This is a genomic window from Paenibacillus sp. FSL P4-0127 (assembly GCF_038007325.1).
Lineage (GTDB): Bacteria > Bacillota > Bacilli > Paenibacillales > Paenibacillaceae > Fontibacillus > Fontibacillus macerans.
Map to the genome: position 1 here is coordinate 611,150 of NZ_JBBOWY010000001.1, position 20,539 is coordinate 631,688.

At 52.1% G+C, this 20,539-nt stretch carries 21 protein-coding genes, 1 tRNA gene, 1 rRNA gene and 2 riboswitches; of the genes, 7 read left to right on the forward strand and 16 right to left on the reverse strand.

Translation table 11 applies throughout. The annotated features are described in order from the left end of the window. Window positions 1-47 precede the first annotated feature (47 nt). A riboswitch (cyclic di-AMP (ydaO/yuaA leader) is annotated at window positions 48-184 on the forward strand. Between the two features lie 3 nt (window positions 185-187). From NYE74_RS02600 to NYE74_RS02615, 4 genes are all read left to right on the forward strand, one after another. After that, window positions 188-658: a C40 family peptidase gene (locus tag NYE74_RS02600; protein ID WP_036618032.1), complete on the forward strand. Its 471-nt coding sequence runs from the start codon at window positions 188-190 to the stop codon at window positions 656-658. 246 nt (window positions 659-904) lie between these two features. Then, a riboswitch (cyclic di-AMP (ydaO/yuaA leader) is annotated at window positions 905-1,046 on the forward strand. A gap of 4 nt (window positions 1,047-1,050) precedes the next feature. Beyond that, window positions 1,051-1,533, forward strand: a complete 483-nt coding sequence (locus NYE74_RS02605; protein WP_036618034.1) for a C40 family peptidase — start codon at window positions 1,051-1,053, stop codon at window positions 1,531-1,533. Between the two features lie 240 nt (window positions 1,534-1,773). After that, on the forward strand, window positions 1,774-2,277 hold the full coding sequence (locus NYE74_RS02610; RefSeq protein WP_036618036.1) for a GNAT family N-acetyltransferase: 504 nt from the start codon (window positions 1,774-1,776) through the stop codon (window positions 2,275-2,277). Between the two features lie 159 nt (window positions 2,278-2,436). After that, on the forward strand, window positions 2,437-2,796 hold the full coding sequence (locus NYE74_RS02615) for a c-type cytochrome (protein WP_036618037.1): 360 nt from the start codon (window positions 2,437-2,439) through the stop codon (window positions 2,794-2,796). A gap of 75 nt (window positions 2,797-2,871) precedes the next feature. On the opposite strand, the gene NYE74_RS02620 is transcribed toward NYE74_RS02615, so the two are convergent. Then, a complete protein-coding gene (locus NYE74_RS02620; RefSeq protein ID WP_036618039.1) occupies window positions 2,872-3,171 on the reverse strand; it encodes a 4a-hydroxytetrahydrobiopterin dehydratase in 300 nt (99 codons plus the stop codon). Between the two features lie 176 nt (window positions 3,172-3,347). Beyond that, window positions 3,348-3,641: a hypothetical protein gene (locus NYE74_RS02625; RefSeq protein WP_036618040.1), complete on the reverse strand. Its 294-nt coding sequence runs from the start codon at window positions 3,639-3,641 to the stop codon at window positions 3,348-3,350. 189 nt (window positions 3,642-3,830) lie between these two features. Here NYE74_RS02625 and motA point away from each other — a divergent pair, with 189 nt between their 5' ends. Together motA and motB are read left to right on the forward strand one after the other, a co-directional pair. Further along, on the forward strand, window positions 3,831-4,634 hold the full coding sequence (gene motA, locus NYE74_RS02630; protein WP_036618041.1) for a flagellar motor stator protein MotA: 804 nt from the start codon (window positions 3,831-3,833) through the stop codon (window positions 4,632-4,634). Beyond that, window positions 4,612-5,415: a flagellar motor protein MotB gene (motB, locus tag NYE74_RS02635; protein ID WP_155621386.1), complete on the forward strand. Its 804-nt coding sequence runs from the start codon at window positions 4,612-4,614 to the stop codon at window positions 5,413-5,415. The genes motA and motB overlap by 23 nt, the downstream gene beginning before the upstream one ends. A gap of 77 nt (window positions 5,416-5,492) precedes the next feature. Here motB and rluF read toward each other — a convergent pair whose 3' ends face one another. After that, a complete protein-coding gene (gene rluF, locus NYE74_RS02640; RefSeq protein WP_124333513.1) occupies window positions 5,493-6,197 on the reverse strand; it encodes a 23S rRNA pseudouridine(2604) synthase RluF in 705 nt (234 codons plus the stop codon). A gap of 51 nt (window positions 6,198-6,248) precedes the next feature. Further along, the gene (locus NYE74_RS02645) at window positions 6,249-8,153 is read right to left on the reverse strand and encodes an ATP-binding protein (RefSeq protein ID WP_036618044.1); all 1,905 of its coding nucleotides are present in this window, start codon (window positions 8,151-8,153) and stop codon (window positions 6,249-6,251) included. A 370-nt stretch (window positions 8,154-8,523) separates the two neighbouring features. On the opposite strand from NYE74_RS02645, the gene tadA reads away from it, so the two are divergent. Continuing rightward, entirely contained in the window at window positions 8,524-8,985 is a 462-nt protein-coding gene (tadA, locus tag NYE74_RS02650; RefSeq protein WP_124333512.1) for a tRNA adenosine(34) deaminase TadA, read from the forward strand. 84 nt (window positions 8,986-9,069) lie between these two features. On the opposite strand, the gene NYE74_RS02655 is transcribed toward tadA, so the two are convergent. From NYE74_RS02655 to rrf, 12 genes are all read right to left on the reverse strand, one after another. Further along, window positions 9,070-10,032: a hypothetical protein gene (locus tag NYE74_RS02655; RefSeq protein WP_124333511.1), complete on the reverse strand. Its 963-nt coding sequence runs from the start codon at window positions 10,030-10,032 to the stop codon at window positions 9,070-9,072. Window positions 10,033-10,114: 82 nt separating this feature from the next. After that, window positions 10,115-10,930: a YitT family protein gene (locus tag NYE74_RS02660; RefSeq protein WP_227872979.1), complete on the reverse strand. Its 816-nt coding sequence runs from the start codon at window positions 10,928-10,930 to the stop codon at window positions 10,115-10,117. 614 nt (window positions 10,931-11,544) lie between these two features. Continuing rightward, window positions 11,545-11,697 carry a small acid-soluble spore protein P gene (locus NYE74_RS02665; protein ID WP_082207596.1) on the reverse strand — a complete coding sequence of 51 codons (153 nt, stop codon included), beginning with the start codon at window positions 11,695-11,697 and terminating at the stop codon, window positions 11,545-11,547. A 108-nt stretch (window positions 11,698-11,805) separates the two neighbouring features. Next, a tRNA-Ser gene (locus NYE74_RS02670) sits at window positions 11,806-11,894 on the reverse strand. A 66-nt stretch (window positions 11,895-11,960) separates the two neighbouring features. Continuing rightward, window positions 11,961-13,244, reverse strand: coding sequence for a serine--tRNA ligase (gene serS, locus NYE74_RS02675; RefSeq protein ID WP_036618047.1), 1,284 nt, complete (start codon window positions 13,242-13,244; stop codon window positions 11,961-11,963). 158 nt (window positions 13,245-13,402) lie between these two features. Next, a complete protein-coding gene (pdxT, locus tag NYE74_RS02680) occupies window positions 13,403-13,981 on the reverse strand; it encodes a pyridoxal 5'-phosphate synthase glutaminase subunit PdxT (RefSeq protein WP_036618048.1) in 579 nt (192 codons plus the stop codon). 105 nt (window positions 13,982-14,086) lie between these two features. Beyond that, a complete protein-coding gene (pdxS, locus tag NYE74_RS02685) occupies window positions 14,087-14,968 on the reverse strand; it encodes a pyridoxal 5'-phosphate synthase lyase subunit PdxS (protein WP_036618050.1) in 882 nt (293 codons plus the stop codon). An 83-nt stretch (window positions 14,969-15,051) separates the two neighbouring features. Further along, on the reverse strand, window positions 15,052-16,479 hold the full coding sequence (locus NYE74_RS02690; RefSeq protein WP_036627191.1) for a D-alanyl-D-alanine carboxypeptidase family protein: 1,428 nt from the start codon (window positions 16,477-16,479) through the stop codon (window positions 15,052-15,054). A 119-nt stretch (window positions 16,480-16,598) separates the two neighbouring features. Continuing rightward, window positions 16,599-18,056 (reverse strand): IMP dehydrogenase, encoded by a 1,458-nt coding sequence (guaB, locus tag NYE74_RS02695; RefSeq protein WP_036618052.1) that lies wholly within the window; start codon window positions 18,054-18,056, stop codon window positions 16,599-16,601. Between the two features lie 448 nt (window positions 18,057-18,504). Further along, a complete protein-coding gene (gene clpP, locus NYE74_RS02700) occupies window positions 18,505-19,101 on the reverse strand; it encodes an ATP-dependent Clp endopeptidase proteolytic subunit ClpP (protein ID WP_036618054.1) in 597 nt (198 codons plus the stop codon). A 20-nt stretch (window positions 19,102-19,121) separates the two neighbouring features. Beyond that, the gene (locus NYE74_RS02705; RefSeq protein ID WP_170180062.1) at window positions 19,122-19,949 is read right to left on the reverse strand and encodes an RNA polymerase sigma factor; all 828 of its coding nucleotides are present in this window, start codon (window positions 19,947-19,949) and stop codon (window positions 19,122-19,124) included. A gap of 400 nt (window positions 19,950-20,349) precedes the next feature. After that, window positions 20,350-20,466 (reverse strand): 5S ribosomal RNA (rrf, locus tag NYE74_RS02710). Window positions 20,467-20,539: the final 73 nt, after the last annotated feature.

The window sequence follows — 20,539 nt, forward strand, 5'->3', positions numbered from 1 at the left end:
TCTTTGGCAGGAAAATAGCAAGTTACGTCGAATAAGTCTTATCAGGTGAGAAATCAAAGCCGAATTCCCTGCGCCGGGGAAACGGGGGAACCACTTTGGGTGAATTGATCTCGTAAGCGAGGGATCATAGGGAACCTTCAACCGAATCCTTAAGCTAACCTCGTAGGCATTGGAAGGAGCATAATTCTTGAAAAAGCGTTTGACCGTAACAGCAGTAAGTTTTGCATTGCTTTTCACGATCGGAACCGGCAGCGTTTTCGCGGATTCCAAACTGGACAGCGCCATTGAAGAAGGCCTCGGATCTCCTTACTCCGCAGGCGGAACAACAACGTCCGGTTTTGATTGCTCCGGATTTACGATGTATGTATTTAACAAGCTCGGCATCGATCTTCCTCATCAATCGGGCTCCCAATTTGAGATGGGAACAAGCGTTTCCAAGGATGAATTAATCGCAGGCGATCTGGTGTTCTTCAACACTTCCGGCGATGGCATATCTCATGTTGGTATTTATGTCGGCGACGGCAAATTTGCGCATGCCTCTTCTTCCAAAGGAGTTGTCATCAGCAAACTGAGCGAAAGTTACTACGAGAAGCGGTATGTTGGAGCTAAGCGCATTATGAGCTCCGAGAAATTTGAAGCTGTGACAGCCGAACAGTAGTCGCAATCCATAACGAATTCGACAAACCCGCAGGGATGATTGGGATACCACGTCTCCTGCGGGTTTTTCCTGTCTACGGATGATCCCCCTTAGGAATCAATACCCAGATCACTCCGCTCCTCACACAGGCCAAAAGCATCCTTTTTGCCGGGAAACTTGCCAATGTTGGCCCACTTTGGTAAAATGACCAACAGAAATAGTAACAACTTTGTAATTTTTGTTGTGACGTCGTTTTTGGGTGCATACTACATGAAACTGCCGAATTCCCCGCACCCGGGAAACGGGGGAACCACATCAGTCAGGGTGAATTGATCCCGCTTCAAAGGGATCATAGGGAGCCTTCAACCGAATCCTTAAGCTAACCTCGCAGGCCTTGGAAGGAGTTAGACATCTTGAGAAAGACTTTAGCAGCAGCGGTAACGAGTTTGGCTCTATGTTTCAGTCTGGGAACGGGAAGCGCCTTTGCGGACGAGCAGGAAACGTCGCTCTCCAACATCGTCAATTCCGTGTACGGCACGCCTTACAAATACGGCGGCACCAGTACGGCCGGATTTGATTGCTCCGGGTTTACGCGGTATGTGTTCGAACAAATGGGCGTTACGCTTCCTCGCGTATCCACGGCCCAATACAAGGTAGGAACTCCGGTATCAAAAAGCAAGCTGCAAGCCGGCGATCTTGTCTTCTTTAACACCCTGGGTGGCGGAAAAGTATCGCATGTGGGCGTCTACGTTGGCGACGGAGAATTTGCCCATGCCTCTTCATCCAAAGGAATCCGGATCGACAAATTGAGCAGCAGTTATTACCAGAACCGCTTCGTTGGCGCGAAGCGGGTGCTCAGCAAATACGGTTATTCCGTATACGCCGCGGAATCCTGAACCTCCGCCGGCGCTTAATTTCGCTCCGCATGACCTGTCAGCCGTAAGCTTATCTTCGGAATTGGCTTGCGGTTTTTTTCATCCCTATCTATATAACGAAGCGACACGCCAAAAGGTTACCGATTTTTTGTTGATTTCCATAAATCCACAGGTGTCCGAGAGACGGCAGAACCTTTACAAGTCAAGTAAATCCCGTTAGAGTGAGGGTAATAGGAATGCCGTTTTTAAAGGAGGATCCCAATGGATAAACCGATTGTTCAGTTTCGCATCGTTCCCATGGAAGAGAGCCACGGCGCAGAAATCTGCACCTGGCGGTACGATTCTCCCTATGATGTTTACAGCTGGCTTCCTTGGGAACAAATGAAAGCGCTCGATGTCGAATTCGGCAACCCGGCGATCAGAGCGGAGCAATACGTGTCCGTGCTGGACGAGAACGGAGAACTCGCCGGATTTGCCCAATATTTCCCGTTGGAAAGGGTTACGCGGCTCGGTATCGGTATGAAGCCGGAATTGTGCGGACAAGGGCTCGGCAAACGGTTTGTAACGGCGATCGTCGAGGAGGCGCTGCGGCGGAAACCGGGCCATGAGATCGATTTGGAAGTGCTGACGTGGAACACCCGGGCGATTCGCGCTTATCAAAAGGCCGGCTTCACCATCACGGACCTTTACGACAAAATGACCCCTGGCGGCATCTCCAAGCCTTTTTATTGCATGGTGTATCGAGGGTCTCACCCCTCATCCTAAAAATGCTCCCGATCCATTAGATCGGACTTGCTATGAAGTTTATTACAAACTTTACCGCAATCACGACGGAATTGTTCCTATTTTTGACACAAAGACTATGATCGAGCGGCATGTTCCGTTATAATGGAAAAGGTAGCTTACATAGGAGGGGCGATTGGAATGCAAAAGTGGATCATGAGCGGATTGTTCTTCGTGGCTTGCGCTATGGCCATCGTATTGATGTTCACCCTGCCGAGCCGGGAGCAGGCCGCCAAGGAAGCCAAACCGCAATTGCCTGAAATTACGATGAATGCGGCACAAGCCGAAGCCACCGTAAAAGCAAACTGCATCACCTGCCACGGCGATCAGTTGCAAGGGGGCGCGGGACCGAATCTGCAAAAGATCGGCGCAGAACTGACGGCAGACCAGCTTTACGGCATTATCACCAAAGGCAAAGGCGGAATGATGCCTTCCTTCAAGGATCGGCTCAAGGATGAAGAAATTGCCAACGTCGCGATGTGGCTCGCGGAGAAAAAATAACGGCAAAAATAACGGCACATGAAAAGCACGCCCGCCGGAAACTTGAGCGTTTCCGGCGGGCGTTTTTTGCCTAGCCTAATCCGCGGCGCGCATTTTCTCGAACGCCTCGTTATATTGCTGCGCTTCTTTAATATCCACTGCCGTAATTCCGCCTTCTTCCCATGAAGTCAGCCGAAGAGTCACGGTTTTATAGTCGATCGTAATAAACGGATGATGATTAAACGCTTCCGAAATCGCAGCCACCTCATCCACGAAAGCAATGCCTTTCATAAAATTGGAGAACGTATATTTGCGGAAGATCCATCGTCCTTCCTCAAGTTCCCAGCCTTCCAGCTTTTCCAAATGCGCTTGTACTTCTTGCGGTGTAAACGGCATCATTTATCCTCCCCGTTCTCTTCAAGAACTCCTAGTTATGTAAGCATCCCCTGGCGCATCGGGACCTAAGCTTCCGGCCCCGTCCTCAACTATTTTATTCCACATACAACCTGAACATGCGTAATGCTTCCTGACTAACTATTTTACCACGGAATCCCGTGCCAAACCAAATCTCTCTAGATCAAAGCCACGGAAGTAAGCTCTTCGTCCCCGATCAGAAAATTGATGCGGTGCCCCTCAGGATCATAAATAACGATCGCGCTCCCCACCTCAAGAACGGGTTCCGCTCCTAACGCAAAAAACAGGTCTTCAGCCAGCGCTTCCTGCACTTCGGCCCGCTCCTCGTCCGCCAATCCCGCCCACTCCGACGATTCCATATCAAAGAAAAGGTAGCTATCGGAAATCCGGCCCACCGCTTTTGTCAGGTCGGCCAAAATATATTCATAATCTCTTCCGTGCTTTACTCCCACCGTGATATCCTCCCTTGATAGCCCTGGTATTCAGGCTATGATCTTATTATACCTGAAAAAACCACTTAAAAAAAAAGGGAAAACTGTCGATAAAATAGATAAATCTTTTTTTAGGCAGCAGTAACGTCTTTTCCGCAAGGATGCGGAAAGAAAGAAAGGATTCAATTTAACTCAAGGACGAGGTGTACAATGGAAATTTCATCGATTATCGGACTTATTCTTGGATTCGTTGCGCTCATTGTAGGGATGTTTCTAAAAGGTGCGCCTATTGGAAGCTTGGTCTCCAACCCAGCGGCCTTCGTCATCATATTCGTCGGAACCGCGGCGTCGCTGTTCATGGCCTTCCCTATGGCGGATATGAAAAAGTTTCCCAAGCTGCTTAAATTGATCGTCTCTCAACCGAAGATGATCACCAAAGCTGAATTGATTACGTTGTTTACGGAGTGGGCCACGATTACCCGGCGCGAAGGACTCCTGGCCTTGGAAGCGAAAGTCGAAGAAATCGATGACGACTTCCTGCGCGGAGGCATGCGCATGATCATCGACGGCAACGACCAGGAATTCGTTCAGGACGTGCTTACGGAAGACATTGCGGCTACCGAAGAACGGCATAAAGTCGGGGCGCAGATCTTTGCCCAGGCTGGGATGTATGCGCCGACCCTAGGCGTTCTCGGCGCCGTCGTCGGTCTGATTGCGGCCCTTTCGGATATGAGTGATATCGAAAAATTGTCCCACGCGATTTCCGGCGCTTTTATCGCCACCGTATTTGGTATTTTTACCGGTTATGTGCTGTGGCATCCGATCGCCAATAAATTGAAACGTCTCTCCAAAAAAGAGATGGAAGTGAAATTAATGATGGTGGAGGGACTGCTGTCGATTCAATCCGGCGTATCCACCATCGCCATTCAACAGAAGCTGGCCGTGTTCTTAACCCCTGCCGAACGTGCGGAAATTTTAGAAAAGGGGGTAAATGAAGGTGAGCAAAAAGAATAAACACCAGGATCACGAGGAGCATGCCGACGAAAGCTGGCTGCTTCCTTATTCCGACTTAATGACGCTGCTGCTGGCGCTGTTCATCGTCTTGTTCGGCATGAGTACGATCGACGCCAAGAAATTTGAAGAAATGAGCCAGGCGTTCAATAGTATCCTTACCGGAAGCGTCAGCATTTTGGACCAAACGTCCATGACCGAAAAACAGGATTCGTCCAACGGACTGGACAAGCAGCCGGAATCCTCTTCCATGATCAAGAACAACAGCGAGCTGATGCGCAAGGAACAGGAAAGCCTGGAGGCCCTAAAGCGGCAGCTGGACAATTATATTAAACAAAACGGGCTGACCGACGATCTCGATACAAAGCTCAACCAATCGCAATTAATGATCACCATTAGCGACAAAGCGTTGTTCGCTTCGGGTAAAGCCGAGGTCAAGCCGGAATCCCGTCAGCTCGCCAAAGCGATCTCGACGATGCTGCAGGAGTTTCCGGACTATGAGGTGATCGTTTCCGGGCATACGGACAACGTCCCGATCTCCACCTATGAATTCCCGTCCAACTGGGATTTGAGCGCGGAGCGCGCCTTGAACTTCATGAAGATCCTGCTGTTGAACTCCAACCTGGATCCGAAGAAATTCAGCGCGATCGGCTACGGCGAATATCACCCCGTCGCCGGCAACGATACGGCAGCAGGAAGAGCCCAAAACCGCCGGGTTGAAGTCTCGATCATCCGCAAATATGTGGACAGGAATCAACAGCTTGGCGTTACTGCGGCGCATTAAGCGGCGGCATACGCGCAAACCACGAAGGCAGACCCTCACGTCAGAGGGTCTGCCTTCGTTCGCTCTTGATTCGTTTTTTAGGTCAGCGTATAGTTCAGCGCTTCGCCGAGCTCCCGCTTCTCCCGCTCGGTCAGGTCCCGCCAAGTGCCGGTCTTTTGCCCGCCCAGGTGGATATTCATAATCCGGATCCGCTGCAGCTTGCGCACCTCATAACCTAGCGCGCTGCACATCCTGCGGATTTGCCGGTTTTTCCCCTCCGTTAAAATAATCCGAAACACCCGGTCCGAAACCCGGGTCACTTTACAGGGCAAGGTCATCTGGCCTAAAATCTTCACGCCTTCGCTCATCGCCTTCAAGAAGCCGGGCGTCATCGGACGGTCCACCGTCACAATATATTCCTTCTCATGTTTGCCTTCGGCCCGCAAAATTTTGTTGACGATATCCCCGTCGTTCGTCAGCAAAATCAGCCCTTCAGAGTCTTTATCAAGGCGGCCGATCGGGAAGATCCGCTCCGGATGTCCGACGAAATCGACGATATTGCCTTTAACATGACTCTCCGTCGTACTCGTGATCCCTACCGGCTTATTCAGCGCGATATAGACGTGTTTGGTCGGCTTAGGCGCAATCGGCCTTCCCTCGACTCGCACATCGTCTCCCGCTTCGGCCTGGCTGCCCAGCACGGCGGTGACGCCGTTAATCGTCACTTTCCCCGACTCCACCAGCTTGTCCGCTTCGCGCCGGGAGCAATATCCTGTCTCACTGATAAATTTGTTGATTCTCATGTTGTTATCTTATCCACCCGCCTCTGTAAATTCAAGCCGCCTTGCCTGCGGCTAATCGGCCAAATCCGTCATTTCTCCGGAGTCCGCAGCTTCCTCCGCGGAAGCCAGCGGCAGCGTAATCGTGACGACCGTCCCCTTGCCCAACTCACTTTCGATCAGCATTGTTCCGCGATGGCTCTCGATAATCCGCTGGCTTACCATCAGACCGAGACCGGTTCCTTTCTCCTTGTTCGTGTAGAAGGGTTCACCCAGCTTGTGCAGCCGCTCCTTGGCGATGCCTTCACCCTCGTCAATCACCCGCAGCACCGCTTGGCCGCCTTGGCCCGCCTCCAGCTGAAGGGCGATTTTCCCGCCTTTCGGCATGGCTTCCATGGCATTTTTCAGCACATTGATAAATACTTGTTTAAGCTGATTTTCCTCACAATGGACAAAAACGGGCTGCTGCGAGAAAAGAACCTCAAATTCGATATTATGTAAATGCGCCTCACTGTCCAATAAAGAGACGACGTCCCCCACTGTAAAACGGACATCCTTCGTTTGAAATTGCACGGCTTGCGGCTTCGCCAGGATCAAAAATTCGCTGACGATCAGATTAATCCGGTCCAGCTCGGCCAGCATGACATCCGTATGCATCGTATTGATCGTTTTGGTCTGCTGCTGCATTTGCAGAAACCCCCGCAGCGTCGTCAGCGGGTTCCGGATTTCATGGGCGACCCCCGCCGCCAACTGGCCGACCGTGGTCAGCTTTTCCGATCGGCGCAGCAGTTCATCCATCTTATTGTGTTCCGTCATGTCCCGGGAAATGCTGATAAACGCCGTGATTTTTCCTTCCTGATCATAAATCGGCGATACGCTGATGCCGACCTCGACGCAGCTGCCATCCTTCCGCAGTCGTACCGTTTCCGTTACGACGGAGACCGTTTTGCCGTAGGCCTCTTCTTCCTGGCGCCAGGCCAACCTGTTGTCCTCTTCCTCAAAGGGAGGAATAAAATCAAGGTGCGAACCGATGATCTCTTCGCTCTTCCACCCATACAAGCTCTCAAAAGCGGGGTTTACCAGCAGCACCCGCCCCTCGATATCCGTAATATGAATCGCGTCGGCGGTCTGGCTGATGATCGATTCCAAATATTCTTTCATGGAGCGGTTTTCTTCGTTTTTCTGCGTTAATTCCCTGGTGTAGTTGCCCAAGCTGTCGGCCATCGCGTTGATTTTGTTAGCCAACAGGCCCAGCTCATCCTTCCGGTCGACCTGCAGCCGGGCTTCAAACTGCCCGACGGACAGCTCATTGACCTGGTCGAGAATATTCCGCAACGGCTGGATCAATCGCCCCGCCATCCAATAGCTTGCCAAAATCATCAAAAGGAGCAAGCTAAAGGAAACTGTGAACTGGCCGATCACCTGCCTCGAAATAGCGTTCGCGATCGGTTCATAGCTGGAGATGATCCGAATCACGTAAGGCGCCTGTTTGTTCGGGAGAATCGGAACGTAGCTCACTAGGACATGCTTGTTATTGATCACCGTGTCGTACAACAGGCTTTTCTTTTGGCTGATCGTTTCCCGGACGGCCCTTTCCACCATGTCGTCATTTTTGTATTCATAGGTTCCGAATAACAGATGATCCTGATTGATTTGCTCTGGATTAAAGCCGCTGATTTCCAGCAGGCTTTGATTGGTGCCAAGAGATTCCCGCACGATCCTTTCCGGGCTGGTCATATAAAGAATCCCGTCCACCATTCCGCTGCTCATTTTGTTCCCGAGGGACATCTTTACATAGTTATACATCGAGCGACTTTGTTCGACAGCTAGGGCGATATGCTTAGCCGTCAGCATCATGTTCGCTTCCCGGTCTCTGCGCAGATTGTCCCGGGTCGAGAAGTAGCTTAGCACGATATTCAAGGACAAGATAATCATGGCAAAACATGAGATGATCAAAGCAAGTTTCGTTTTTATAGTCAAAGTTTCACCCCACTTCTGGAGCCATAGTATGGGTTTTTATGGTAATCGTTAATTACTACTTTCATCATACCTTTTACGACAAGTTTTGCAAAGACGTTGAAATTCCCAGATCGTTTCCCTACAATAAGTAAAAATGCCTAAACAGTTGGTTCTTTGGTTGTATCGAGCTATTAACAGTGGACAAAACAACAACTTATCCACATCCTATTAACATATCAACAGGACCAAAGTATAATATGTGTATAATAATGGGGACAATACCCTGCTTATGCACAGTGTTATGCACAATATGTTAACAACGAATGCTTGTTCGTTGGACAAACCTTGGACAACCTGGGGATGAACACCTTAGAAGGAGTTGAATGGATTATTGATATCTTATCCGCATGAACACTGGATGAAGGAGGCGATTCGCGAAGCGAAAAAAGCGGAAGCGATCGGAGAGGTCCCTATCGGAGCGGTAATCGTGCTGGGTGACGAAATTGTCGGCCGCGGCCACAACTTGCGGGAAAGTTCACGGGACGGGACAGCCCATGCCGAAATTATTGCGATCCGGGAGGCCAGCGTACATTTGGACGCTTGGAGGCTGCTCGATTGCCGGCTCTACGTCACGCTAGAGCCTTGCCCGATGTGCGCGGGCGCGATCGTGCAGTGCCGGGTTCCCCACGTTGTTTACGGGGCCCCCGATCCAAAGGCCGGCTGCGCGGGAACGCTGATGAACCTGCTGCAGGAACCCCGCTTCAATCACCGGACCGAAGTTACCGCCGGAGTGCTGCAAGAGGAGTGCGCTTCTTTGCTGACTTCATTTTTTCGCCGGTTGCGCCAAAAATAATAAAGGTCCCTAAAGTAAAACCTCCAGCCCTGTGAATAAATAAGGGGTTCTGGAGGTTTCTTCGTTTATATGATTCCATCAATATCAATAGCCGAAGCTTCGCATCTCTTCCTTAAACTTAGCCAGCGTCATCGTCCCGGCCGGGATGCCGATTTCAAACTCCGGCTTTTCGTTGATATGGCTATAGGTACTGGTCGACTGCAGCGCCATTTTTACGTTGTCATTCGTTTGCGCATCGTTGAACTCCACGTCGGCAATAAGCGTCTGATAAACGGGAAAGTTATTCCCATCGATCGCCGTATTCACGGTAAACCGGTGAATTTGCAGATGATCGAAGACTTTCGGCAGCACATTGTGGATAACTTTTGCGGCCGCCTCCGCATCCGTATCGTTCGTTGCTTCAAACCGGACGACCTGTTTTGCTTTGATGCCTTCCGGCAGCTCCGCTTCCTCGGGCTTCATCGTTTTAAAATATTTGTCCGGCTCAAACTGCCCAAGTACCGCCGTCATCAAATCCGCGCCAAGCTTCTGCGACTTCTCCGGATCGAGCAGATCCGGGCCGAACCCATAGCCGCTCTGCTTCGCCAGCTCTTTCCAATCCAGCTCGACGAATTGCCCCGTAACGGACTTCGGCATCGGCAAAAACGGAACGTTTGGAACTTGCAAATACAGCTTCTCCTTCGTCATCACGAACGGAACGGTAATGGTTGCGGCCGCTTTACCGGCCAGTTTGATTTCCAGTTGTCCTTCGGTTTGCAGTGGGTCTTTGCGGTAAATCTGTCGTATGTTGATTTCAGCGTCGGAAAGCGCCGAGAGGACCGCAACGAGATTCGGATTCAAAGATGCCGCGTTAACGGACAGACCCGAAATTTTGATGCGGTTCTCCAGGACGAAAGAATCCATGCCGAGCGCCTGCAGAGCCGCCCTGCTTAACGCTTCCTTCGGTTCCTTCTCGGCGGTGGCGGTGCATCCGGACAATATGGCAACTACCGACAATATGACCAGCAGTACAGACAGTATAGACACGTAAAACCGTTTTTGAAACATACAATCTCCCCGTCCAACCTTATTCTCGATTCCTCACACATCATATCCCATTTGGACCCGAATCGGAAGTTTTTTTACCAAATTAATGGATGGCCTTTTTCTTGAAACGTCCGCCCTTCACGTCATGGATATTCCCGACCGCCAAAAAGGCGTTTTCGTCGTAATGATTTACGATTTCCTTCAACTTGGCTTCCTCCAAGCGGGTAATCACGCAAAAGATGACCTTTTTCGGATCTCCGGAAAATCCGCCTTCGCCCGATAAATACGTCACGCCCCGGCCCAAGCGGCTCAAAATGGCGTCCCCGATTTCGTCAATCTGGTCGCTGATGATCCAAACCGATTTCGATTCGTTTAAGCCGTCCACGACGATATCGATCGTTTTATAGGCAATATAATAGGCCAGCAATGAGAATAAAGCCCGTTCCCAGCCGAATACAAATCCGGCGCTTAGCAAAATGAAGAAGTTGAAAAACATGATGACTTCGCCTACGGAAAAAGGAGTTTTGCGGGAGATTAATATAGCGACGATTTCGGTTCCGTCCAAGGATCCGCCAAAACGGATCACGATCCCGGTTCCGAGGCCGAGCAAAATGCCGCCGAACACGAATGCCAGCAGAGTATCGCTCACAAATGCTTGAACGGGATGCAGCAGCGCCGTTCCGGCCGACATGACGGAGATCCCGATCAGCGTGGATATGGCGAACGTTTTGCCGATCTGCTTATAGCCGACAATGAGAAAGGGGAGGTTAAAGAGGAATAGAAAAATACCCAGCGGGAAACCCGATAAATATGAAGACATGACGGAGATGCCCGTAATTCCGCCGTCCGTGATCTTGTTGGGCACCAGGAACAGCTCAAGCGCTACGGAAACGATAATCGCTCCGATCACAATGAACATGGTCCGAAACAGTATACTTTTGACCGTTCTCTGTTTATGCTGCCGAATTTGCTGCGGCAAGCCCGAGGAAGTCATATTGCTTGGGTTTATGGCGTTCAATCGCATCACGATCCTTTCGGTAAAATATCTTTTCTTTCATCTCCACTCCTAATTGATCCATTTCTTGAAACCGGACGGACACCCTATCTTTATTATTGCATGTTTTTATGCTTCATGTCTTGCTTTTCATGCAATTTTAAATTTGAAAAACCTCACCGCTGGCGACCTTATCCGTCCAGTTGCTGCCGGGTATTTTCCCAGCCTAAATGGGGCCCAACTGACGTTATTTTGCTCTAAACCAGTTCACCCGAGCCGATTCTTGGTAAATAAAATCAACTCAGTCCGTTAGATTTTGCCACCTCTGTTTTCCGCAGATAACGTCTAAGTTCAGGAAGCCAAGTCACCTGGTCAAACGGGATAATCGTGCAAAGCCTCCGGATAGCGAGCCTCGTTCCAGGCCACGGTCTGTTGTAGGCTTGACTGTCAAGCACTGATGATTAGGTTGAACCAATAATGTTTAAAAAACCTCAGCCTTGGGCTGAGGTCGTGATGTTTCCGGGTCAGACTTATCCTACTTATCCTTCAGGATTGTTATGGCTGACGTGGTTCTGTGTCTTTACTTTCTTGGACCCGGACAGCGGCTCCGGTCCCCCCTGTTTCCGCTCGCGGCGCGGGTTGTCTTCCGGTCCGTTGCCGGCCGAAGTTTGATACGTTTGCGGTTTCGTCATCGCAAGTCCTTCCCTTCATTATCGATGTAGGGTTAATTTGTGATGAAACCCTCTGCATTATGCAAAAAAGAGAGCATCGCTGCTCTCTTGCAAACTGCATGGTATGTATGGCGGAGAGGATGGGATTCGAACCCATGTGAGCTTGCACTCTAACGGTTTTCAAGACCGCCCCGTTATGACCGCTTCGGTACCTCTCCGTAAAGGTGAATCCGATTTGGGTAACAAATCAGATTCTACCACATTGCCTGCCGATTCGCAAGCCGTTAACGCTTGGTAATCTTCTCAATGTTACCCATGTAAGGCCGCAGCACTTCCGGGATTTCCACGCTGCCGTCCGCTTGCTGGTAGTTTTCCAGAATCGCGGCAACGGTGCGTCCAACCGCCAGCCCCGAGCCGTTCAGGGTATGCACGAATTCGGGTTTGGCCTTCGGCTCCGGGCGGAACCGGATATTGGCGCGGCGAGCCTGAAAATCCTCGACATTGGAGCAGGAGGAAATTTCGCGGTACATGCCGCTCTCCGGCAGCCACACTTCGAGATCGTACGTTTTGGCGGCCGTAAAGCCAAGATCGCCCGTACACAACGCCAGCACGCGATAAGGTAATTTAAGCAGCTGCAGCACGCGCTCCGCGTTGGCGGTCATCTTCTCCAACTCATCGTAGGACGTATCCGGATGCACGATTTTGATCATTTCCACTTTGTTGAACTGGTGCTGGCGAATCAATCCGCGCGTATCCCGGCCCGCAGCGCCTGCCTCCGAACGGAAACAGGAACTGTAGGCCACATAGTTGCGCGGAAGGTCTTCCGCATTCAGAATCTCATCGCGATGATAGTTTGTCACTGGCACTTCCGCCGTAGGGATAAGATAGTAATCGCTGGTCCCCTGCAGCTTGAACAGGTCCTCTTCGAACTTCGGAAGCTGCCCCGTTCCGTACAAACTGTCGCGGTTTACAATGTACGGCGGCAGCATTTCCTCATAGCCATGTTCATTGCTGTGCAAATCCATCATGAAGCTGATCAGCGCCCGCTCCAGGCGCGCCCCGAGGCCCTTGTAAAAAGCAAACCGCGATCCGGTGACCTTGGCCGCCGCTTCAAAATCGAGAATGCCGAGCCCGGCCGCCACGTCCCAATGGGCTTTCGGAGCAAAATCAAATGCCCGCGGCTCGCTCCAACGGCGAACCTCGACGTTTTCCTCCTCCGAAGCGCCCACCGGCACGCTCGCGTGCGGAATGTTCGGAATCGCCAACATCAATTCATCGATCTGCGCCTCGAGCGTCCGAATCTCCTCGTCCAGCTCCTTGATCCGGTCCCCGACCTCGCGCATTTCCGCGATCAACTCGTCGGCATTCTCCTTGTTCTTCTTCCGCTGCGCCACTTCGGCGGACACCGTATTGCGGCGGTTCTTCAGCGATTCGCTCTCCTGAAGCAGCTCCCGGCGTTTCTCGTCCAGCGGCTGAAAACCGGAGATGAGCTCCAGCGATTTCCCCCGGTTTTTCAAGGCTTCTTCAACCCGTGCATAATCGTTTCGCATTATTTTTACATCCAACATGAGTAGTCCCTCCTAGATTCATCCCTTTGCAGGCCTGCCTACCTCAAGAATCATCCGTCGAAGGGAGGCTGCTATGGATAGATGGAAACGCCGGCCGGCGGTTTTTGTGATCCCAAACAGATAAAACCTCGACCCATCAAAGGAGTCAAGGTCCCTGTCTACGGCCGCTTCGTCTGCTTGATCATTTCAACAAAATAAGCATGGAGCGAGAAGTCGTCGGTCAGCTCCGGGTGAAAGGACGAAACGAGCAAATGCCCCTGACGGGCCGTGACGATCTCGTCCTTGTACGTCGACAATACTTCAACGCCCGGTCCTGCCGCGGTGATCAGCGGTGCGCGAATAAATACGGCCCGCAGCGGAGCATCAAGACCCTTGACCTCCAAATCCGTCTCAAAGCTCTCCCGCTGGCGTCCGAAAGCGTTCCGCGATACCTTGATATCCATTAAACCGAGGTGGGATTCTTCCCCGCCTTCGATTTCCTTGGCCATCACGATTAGACCGGCGCAGGTGCCAAACAGAGGTTTGCCTTCCCGGGAAAAGTCTTGGATCGCTTCTATAAATCCGTATTTCCGCATCAGTTTGCCGATCGTCGTGCTTTCGCCCCCCGGAATGATGAGTCCGTCCAGTTCGCTCAGCTGCTCGGTCCGCTTCACGGCCGTCCCGCTGGCCCCGGCGCTTTCCAAGCTCCGAATATGCTCCCCTACGGCGCCCTGCAGCGCCAACACTCCTACCTTCATGGCAATCCTTCTTTCTTTCCGCAGCCAAAACTATGTACACCCCGGCCATCAAACGGATTTGCCGGGGTAGGTGAGGACCGCTTCCTTCGCTATTTCCGGACCCTATTACCAGCCGCGTTCCGACATCCGTTCCGCAGCGGACAATTTGGAAATCTCAATCCCCTTCATCGGCGTGCCCAAGTTTTTGGATACTTCGGCAATCAACTTATAATCCGTGTAATGCGTCGTCGCCTCGACGATCGCGCGGGCAAACTTCTCCGGATTGTCCGATTTGAAAATACCCGAACCGACGAACACCCCGTCCGCGCCCAGATGCATCATCAGCGCGGCGTCGGCCGGGGTCGCCACGCCGCCGGCGGCGAAGTTCACGACCGGCAGCCTGCCGTTTTCATGAACCTCCAGGAGCAAGTCGTACGATACGCCCAGGTTTTTGGCCTCCGCGTACAGTTCGTCTTTGGACATGTTTTGGACTTTACGGATTTGGCTGTTGATCAGACGCATATGACGAACGGCTTCCACGATATTCCCGGTACCGGGTTCACCCTTCGTACGGATCATAGACGCGCCTTCACTGATTCGGCGCAGCGCTTCGCCAAGGTCTTTCGCGCCGCAAACGAACGGTACGGTGAAATCCCGTTTATCGATATGAAACACTTCGTCCGCCGGGGTCAACACTTCGCTCTCGTCCAGGTAGTCTACCCCCAGCGATTCAAGAACTTTCGCTTCTACGTAGTGACCGATCCGGGCTTTCGCCATGACCGGAATGGAAACGACCTTTATTACTTCTTCGATAATCGTCGGGTCCGCCATCCGGGCGACGCCGCCGGCTGCCCGTATATCCGAAGGAACCCGCTCCAGCGCCATGACGGCGGTAGCCCCGGCCGCTTCGGCGATCTTGGCTTGCTCGGCGTTCATAACGTCCATGATGACGCCGCCTTTTTGCATCTCGGCCATGCCTCTCTTGACACGCGATGTTCCTGTTTCCATGTCCAACCCCCCGATAATAATCTAACTTGATATTTTACAATATTCCCTTTAAATATACAACTCACTTACTCGGAATTTCGGGTCTAGAACAGATTCTTGATCCCATTGAACAGATCGCTGAAAAAATCGCCGATTGCCCGCATCATCAAGGTGAACCAGCCGGCCTTCTCCGTGTCCTGGGCCGTAATCAGGTTGACGGTTTTCTCCAACGTTTGCTCCATCCCTGGAGCCTTAAAGGAATAAGTAACCGTCCCCACCTTTGTCCCCTGCTTCAGCGGAGCGGTCAGGCTGGCGGCATCGTCCAGCGTCACTTTCGCTTGAACGGCGTTTGTATCCGCCCCTTTCGGCACTACAAAGCTGACGGCTTGATCGGTAACCACAGGTACTTTCGTGTTTTTCGCTTTGTTTACGATTACCGTCTCCGTACCAGTCACAGTCGCTTTCGGAGGAACGATCTGTTTGGTCTCGAAGTTATTAAAGCCGTAATCCAACACTTTGCGGGTTTCGACGAAACGCGCGGACTCCGATTTGGCGTCTGCGCCCATGACGACGCTGATTAACCGCATGCCGTTCCGCACAGCCGTTCCCGTAAAGCAGTTGCCGGCTTTGGAGGTATGGCCGGTTTTCAGGCCGTCCAGGCCTTCATAAGCATATTGCTTGAAGTTTGTAATGTTCTTGTTCGCTTCCAGCATCCAGTTCAGGTTCACCATCGGTGCGGTGTCGCGGGCCCGGAACTTTTTGCTTTGAATGGTGGTAAAACGGTTGAAATCCGGATGGTCGGTTACGATATACTTGGCCAGGATCGCCGCATCCATGGCGGACATGGCGGTTTCCTTCCCGTCGGTCGGCTGAAATTCCTTGGGCATGTCCTTAATGTCAAGACCGGTGGAGTTGGCGAAATGGGTATGGGTCATGCCCATCCGTTTGGCTTCGTCGTTCATCATTTTAACAAATGCCTGCTCGGAACCGGCAACATGCTCGGCAAGCGCCACCGTAGCGTCATTCGCCGATGCGATGGCCATGGCGGTATACAGCTCTTCTATCGTATGCTGATCCCCCTCAGCCAGGAAAATCCGCGAGCCGATCGTGTTTGCGGCATTTTTCCTTACCGTTACCACTTCGTCCCATTTGAATTTACCCTGCTTCACGAGGTCAGCAACAATGTATTCGGTCATCATTTTGGTCATGCTGGCCGGCGGCAACGCCTCATCGCCGTTGACACTCAGCAGCACTTGCCCGGATACGGGCTCCAATAAAACGGCGGATCTTACTTTAAGGTCTAAGGATTCCACGGAAGGAATTGAGGTGGTCGCAGATGGCACTGCCGCAGGTTTGGTAGAAGTTGCTTCCGTTTGTTCTCCTTCCGCCAGCGCCATGGCCGGCACCAAAGAGAAGCACAGTGCGTTCAGCAGCAATACAGACGCTACGCTTTTGCGCAGGAAACGCCGTTTGGATGATGTTGTCTTACGTTTTGATTGTTTGTGTTTCAATGCCCTTAAAGCTCCCCTCATATTCTCTTTCATTTACTTTTTCTATTCTATCACAGGGGATATCGCAAAAAAAGACAAGCCCCGGCGAAATTGCCTGGCTTGCCTTGGTAGATTGTGGAATGGAGATAGAGCCGATAGATTTATAGCGAGTAGTTCGGCGCTTCCTTCGTGATTTGCACATCGTGCGGGTGGCTTTCGCGGAGGCCGGCTCCCGTAATTCGGATAAATTGCGTATCGTTCCGCAGCTCGTCCAGATTTTTAGTGCCGCAGTAGCCCATGCCGGAACGCAGCCCGCCGATCAGCTGATGGATCGTGTCGGACAGCGGACCTTTGTAGGCAACCCGTCCCTCGATGCCTTCCGGAACAAGCTTCTTGTCGTCATCCTGGAAGTAGCGGTCTTTGCTGCCCTGCTTCATCGCGCCCATCGAACCCATGCCTCTGTACACCTTATAGCGGCGCCCTTGATAAATTTCCGAATCGCCGGGGCTCTCTTCCGTTCCCGCAAACAAGCTGCCCAGCATCACGGCATGCGCGCCCGCGGCGATCGCCTTCGTGATTTCTCCGGAATATTTGATGCCGCCGTCAGCGATGATCGGCACACCGTACTCGCGGGCTACCGTTGCGCAATCGTATACGGCCGTGATCTGCGGCACGCCGATGCCGGCGATGACCCGGGTCGTACAGATGGACCCCGGACCGATCCCGACTTTCACCACCGATGCCCCCGCTTCAATCAGGGCTCTGGTGGCATCTCCGGTCGCGACGTTCCCGGCGATGATCGTCAGGTCCGGATAACGTTTGCGGAGCTCTTTGACCGCATCGATGATGTTGATATGGTGGCCGTGCGCCGAATCGACCGTAATGACGTCAACGCCGGCATTGACCAACGCATCGGTCCGCTCGAACGTATCTTTGGAAATGCCCACCGCCGCGCCGACAAGCAGGCGCCCCTGAGCGTCTTTGGCCGCGTTCGGGAACTGGATCGCTTTTTCGATATCCTTAATGGTAATGAGGCCTTTCAGTACATTGTTCTCATCGACCAAAGGCAGCTTCTCAATCTTATGCTTCTGCAGGATCACTTCAGCCTCCTGCAGCGTTGTTCCGACCGGAGCGGTAACCAGATTTTCGCGGGTCATAACCTCGCTGATTTTGATATTGTAATCATGCACAAACCGCAAGTCCCGGTTCGTCAAAATCCCGATCAGTTTATGCTCATCATCGACGATCGGCACCCCGGAAATCCGGAATTTCCCCATAACCGCTTCTGCATCGGATACAAGATGGTTTGCCGTAAGCGAAAAAGGATTGGTGATTACGCCGCTTTCGGAGCGTTTAACCCGATCCACTTCCTCTGCCTGCTGCTCGATCGGCATATTTTTGTGAATGATCCCGATGCCGCCTTCCCGCGCGATCGCAATCGCCAGCGCGCTTTCCGTCACCGTGTCCATCCCTGCGCTGATCAGCGGAATGTTCAGCTTCACCTTGTCGCTCAGCTTAGTGGATACGTCGACCTCTTTAGGCAGTACCTCCGATTTGCGCGGAACCAAAAGCACATCGTCGAACGTTAAGCCTTCCTTATCAAATTTACTTTCCCACACCTTAAAGATCCTCCTTTAATGATTTTGTTTGATGATGGCCGATTTCCTAAGTAAGCCCGGTTAAAGACGTCTGCGTGTACCCTTACCTAAAACAAGAACCGCCTGAAGCGGTATCTCGTGCTTGGGATCACCCTTATATATCAAGACCGGAAAGCCCCTTACGAAAATATATTATTGCAATCTTAGCAAAGGCCCTATAGGCTGTCAAGGAAAAGCAAAGCCAAATCTCCAAAGGGCTCCCGTGGGGAAACAATTGTCTTTGGGACACGAACACGGCCAAAAAACGCAGCTTCCGTCCACTGTATTTCTGCCCTAAACCGGGGATTCCGATTCTTCCGGCTTCAAAACAAAAGAACGGGGCCGTTATCGGCTCCCGTCCTTTTGTTCTTTATTCGGCCTAAGTTCGGCCCGGTCCGCACATGGTCAGGTACAGCACATGTCCGGCCGCTTACGGTTTGCGGTTCTCGCTGTAAATCACCTGGTCGATAATCCCGTAGGCCTTGGCCTCTTCCGCGGTCATAAAATAATCCCGGTCCATATCCTTCTCGATCTTCTCCAGAGGCTGGCCTGTGCAATCGGCGGCAATGGTATTCAATCTCTCGCGGATACGCAAAATCCGCCGCGCGCTGATCTCAATGTCGCTCGCCTGCCCCTTTACGCCGCCATGCGGCTGGTGGATCATGATTTCGCTATTCGGCAAGGCGAAGCGTTTTCCTTTGGCTCCGGCCAATAGCAGAATAGCCGCGAAGGAAGCGGCAAAACCGGCGCAAATGGTCTGGACGTCCGGCTTCACGTACTGCATCGCATCGTAAATCGCAAAACCCGCTGAAGTCGAACCGCCCGGGCTATTGATATAAAAATGGATGTCCTTCTCCGGATCCTCAGCCGCCAAAAACAACATCTGCGCCGTAATGCTGTTGGCCACTTGATCGTCAATCTCCGAACCGAGGAAAATAATCCGGTCCTTTAGGAGACGCGAATAAATGTCGTAAGAACGCTCTCCGCGATCCGTCTGTTCAATGACATATGGAATTACCGAGCTCATAAGGTACCTCCTTAATTGGGTCAAGCCGCAACTGTCTTCATCCATTGGCTCTTAACCGGCTTCGCCGTCCGCGTGCCCGGTTGGGCTGCCGCGTTACGGCGATATGACTGCAACGTTAAGGTTGGAACAAGGTTTTCAGGACGAGGCTCGTTGAACAACATGGCCAATGCAGAGGCATCCTGACGGCGAAATGCGTCCAAATAGGCATACACCACCGCTTCATGCGCTCCTGCATCGTTTTGCCGTTCCGAAAAAGCGCGCGCTTTTCCTTGCTCTTCGCCTTCCCGCGATTGAAGCAGACCGTTGCGCAGTTTCGTACGGGCCCGATGCAGCGCCGCCTTGACGGCCCCTTCCGTTGACTGAATCAATTGGGCCGCTTCCGCTGCCGTATACTGCAAAACATCCACCAACAGCAACGCGGTCCGTTGATTCGGCGGCAGCTGGCTGACCAAAGTCTCCATCGCCGCCCAAACGCTGGTCTCATCCAACTGCCGCTGTGGCAGTTCCTCCACGAGCATCGGCTGTGCCGGGAGCATTTTTTTGCGACCGCGGTCAATCCAGGTATTTCTGGCCGCTTTGTATAAATAAGCGCGTGTGAGCCGAATGCGATCCCCTTGATTCCGCAAGGAGGACCAAATCTTCAGCCACGTATCCTGTGCCAGATCATCGCCTTCCCACGCCGACCCTGCTAAAGCGCGGCAATAGCTGCGCAACGCCTTTTGATGAGCGTCGATCCACTCTGGAAAATCGGGCCCTTCTCCGGCTTTCTCGGCTTTCCCGTTTCCTTCAGAAACCCCGGCAGCCCTGGCCGTTTTGCGCTCCTCCCGCTCTGCAGCATCTTTACGCATGTTAGAACACCTCCTGCCCATACATCGCCCTAAAACCTTCCGACAGTTGACCAATCTATATTTATTGATTTTGCTGTTCACCGTTATAAACGAAATATGAGCGGTAATCGATACGGTCTCATGCAAAATATTTTAACTGATTTTTCATATCCGTTCTAATTTAGTGGCGGTACTTCCGTAGTATAGATATGGTATGCACGAAAATCGTAAGCAGCGGCCAGTAAATATAAAAGCACAGCCGACGGATTCAGCCGTGCTCTCTTCCGGGGCTGTGCGGTATTCTTATCGCAAATGTCCTTTTTCGCGCATGTTATAAAATCTAACGGACTGAATCATCCCGCAGCGGCATTCCGACAATGCAAAAAACACCGCCGAGTGATCGGCGGTGCTCTTCTTCATCGCTTGGCGGCGTCCTACTCTCCCAGGACCCTTCGGTCCAAGTACCATCGGCGCTGGAGGGCTTAACGGTCGTGTTCGGGATGGGTACGCGTGGAACCCCTCCGCCATCGCCACCAAACGATTCAAGGTTAATCCTTGAAAACTGGATACGAAACAAATTTGCGTTTGCCTTTCCGGGCCCCGCCAAAGTA